Origin of the sequence: Sediminicoccus sp. KRV36 (assembly GCF_023243115.1) — a bacterium.
Classification (GTDB): domain Bacteria; phylum Pseudomonadota; class Alphaproteobacteria; order Acetobacterales; family Acetobacteraceae; genus Roseococcus.
Genome location: NZ_CP085081.1, coordinates 827,431 through 830,118, shown reverse-complemented (window position 1 = coordinate 830,118; position 2,688 = coordinate 827,431). Strand labels below are relative to the sequence as shown.

Here is a 2,688-nt window from a genome sequence, read left to right as displayed (position 1 = left end):
CGGCGCCGAACTTCAGTCACGAGGATCTGTTATGAGCGAGAACTCCTTTGCTACTGGTCCAGCCAGCGCGGCGCCTGATCACGGCCCCGCGGTTCGCGTCAGCCGGGATATGAGGCCTGCGCTGGGCCAGGCTACCCTCGCTGCCCTGCTGCTCGGCTTGGCGGCGCCCTCCCTGGCGCAGCCCGTGCAGGGCCGTACCGAACCAGTGGACCGCGTGGGCATGCCGCCGCCGGCGGCGACGCGGACCGGGACGCCGCCACCGGCCGCAGTGCGCACTGGCCCGCCGCCCCCGGCACCGAACCGATCGGTGTCGGGCCTGACTGTGCCGGCGCCGGCGCGCGGCCAGTCCGCCGAGCCGCTGACGCTGCGCAACTTCGCTCGCCTGCTGTTCGGCGCCGACGAGCAGATCCTGGTGCAGCGGCTTGAGGCCGAAATCGCGCGTGAGCGGGTGCGCGGCGCCGAGGCGCTGTACGAGCCGGTCTTCAACCTGACCACGAGCTACGATTCCAGCTACGTGCTCAATACATCCAACGAAATCCTTCAGCGCGCCAACCAGGCCACCTATGGTGCGCGGATCTACCAGGTCAACAGCAGCATCACGACCAGGTTGCCAGTGGGTACGGATGTCGAAATCGGCTATAATGTCGGGCGTATCCGGAACACGCTTCAGCCGATCGTTGGGGCGCGGTCGCCGGAATACAGGGCGTGGTTCGGCATGCGCCTCACCCAACCGCTGCTGGCCAATGCCGGCCCCGATGCCACCAACCGGCCGATCCACGTCGCCCAATTTGAACGCGATATGGCGCGCGAGGCCGTGCGGCAGGTCTCCGCGCAGCGCGTGGTGGAAGGCATCTCGACCTACCTTGCGACCCAAAGGGCAGAGGGCAGGGTCCGCATCCGGGCCCGGATCGTGGAGCTGACCGAGACCCTGGCGCGCGACCTTCGCGCGCAGGAGGATAGCGGCCTGCGCTCAAGCGGGGAGGTGATGGGCATCGACGTGTCGGTCGCCCAGCGGCAGGCCGCGCTGCAGCAGGCCCAGCAGGACCTCGAGGAGCAGATGGGCGACCTCCAGGCCCGGCTCTCCGCGCGAGATCTGCCGAGCGGCCAGCCGCAACGCCCGCGCCGCTATGCTGCCACGGATGCGCTGGTGCTGACCGCGCAGCGCATCCCGCTGCCGGAGATGGCCCCCGGCACCGGCGAACTGCCTCGGCTTTTCGCCGAAAGCCTGGCCCAGCGACCGGAAAGCCGCTTCATGGACAATCGCCTGTCGCGCGACGACGTGGAGGTGCGCTTCGCCCGCAACCAGACGCTGCCCGAACTCAACTTCATCGCTCGCGCCGGCATCGAAGATCTCAATACCAACAACCGCTACCGGGCGATCAGCGAATACGCCGTCGGCAACGGCGTCAACTACGGCGGCTGGATGGTGGGACTACAGCTGAGGGCACCGTTGTACGGCGACAATCGGCGGCAGGCGGAACTCAGCCAGGCCCGGCTGCGGCAGGGCCAGACCGTCATCGCACAGCGCGCGGTGCAGCAGCGCATCGTCAACGAGGTGACCAGCAGCATCAACGTGCTGAACCGCGTGATGGAAATGGTCGAGCAGCAACAGACCGCATACAACCAGCAGCGCCGCCTCGTCGCGCTGGACGAGAATCTGTTGCGCCAGGGCAGGCGGTCCCGCGTGGAGGTGATCCGCCGCCAGATCGAGGCGTTGGAGGCGCAGGAGCAGATGTTGGACAGCGTCATGCTGGCGAACCGCGCCGGCTACGTTGCCTCGCTCTCGCGCGGCGATATCCTGCGCCGGCTGGAGCTGGAATGAACCGTCTTCGCCTGCTGCTGGCGCTGGCCTGCTGCGCCCTGCCGGCCTTGGGACTGCCCGCTTCGGGACAGCCCGCCCTGGCACAGCCGCAGCCGCGCCCGCTGGCCATGCCGCCGGATGCCGGCGTGCGCGGCCTGACCCAATGTCTGCGTGACCTCAGCCTTGGCTTCCCGGTCAGCGGCCGCATCGCGGCACTGCCGGTGCAGGAAGGCAGCGTGGTGAATGCCGGCGATGTGCTGGCGAATTTTGAACTGGTGGCCGAGGAGCTGGAGGTGGAGCGCCGCCGCCTGGTCTGGCAGAGCGAGGCCGAGCTGAGCGCCGCCAACGCCCGCGCCGCCACCGCCGCCACGCAAGCCAATGCTGCCCGCGTCATCTTCAGCCAGAACCGCGGCATCAGCCGCGAGGAGCTGGAAAACAAGGAGCTCGCCAGCGCGCTGGCCGCGGCTGAAGTGCTGCGCCTGCGCAATGCCAAGCTGATCGAACATGTGGACTTCCGCATGGCGCAGGAGATGGTGGCCCGGCGCATCCTGCGCGCGCCCTCTCCCGGGGTGGTCACGCGCATCATCCGCCACGTCGGGGAAAGCGTGCAGGTCAACGAAACCGCCATCCGCCTTTGCGACCTCTCGAAGATCCTGTTCGTGGCCAACCTGCCCATTGCGGCACTGGGCAGCCTGGAAGCCGGCATGCCGGCCCGGGTGATCGTGCAGGCGGGGGCCGGGCCGGTCGCGGTGGAAGGCCGGGTGATCTTCGTCTCGCCGGTCGCCGATGCCGCCAGCGGCCTGGCCGAGGTGAAGGTGGAACTCGAGTCCAACCTGGCCGCCGGCATCCGCCCGGGCCTGCAGGCCCGGCTGTTGCCCGCCCGGTAG

The 2,688-nt window shown here is 69.2% G+C and carries 2 protein-coding genes; both read left to right on the top strand.

The window, feature by feature from the left end; genetic code table 11:
* Positions 1-31 precede the first annotated feature (31 nt).
* Positions 32-1,822 carry a TolC family protein gene (locus tag LHU95_RS03840; protein WP_248710062.1) on the top strand — a complete coding sequence of 597 codons (1,791 nt, stop codon included), beginning with the start codon at positions 32-34 and terminating at the stop codon, positions 1,820-1,822.
* On the top strand, positions 1,819-2,688 hold the full coding sequence (locus LHU95_RS03835; protein ID WP_248710061.1) for an HlyD family efflux transporter periplasmic adaptor subunit: 870 nt from the start codon (positions 1,819-1,821) through the stop codon (positions 2,686-2,688). Before LHU95_RS03840 ends, LHU95_RS03835 begins: the two co-directional genes overlap by 4 nt.

What these genes read in the sequence shown, in the direction of transcription:
- LHU95_RS03835 (WP_248710061.1), top strand. Translation starts at nt 1,819, where the DNA reads ATGAACCGTCTTCGCCTGCTGCTGGCGCTGGCCTGCTGCGCCCTGCCG.
- LHU95_RS03840 (WP_248710062.1), top strand. Translation starts at nt 32, where the DNA reads ATGAGCGAGAACTCCTTTGCTACTGGTCCAGCCAGCGCGGCGCCTGAT.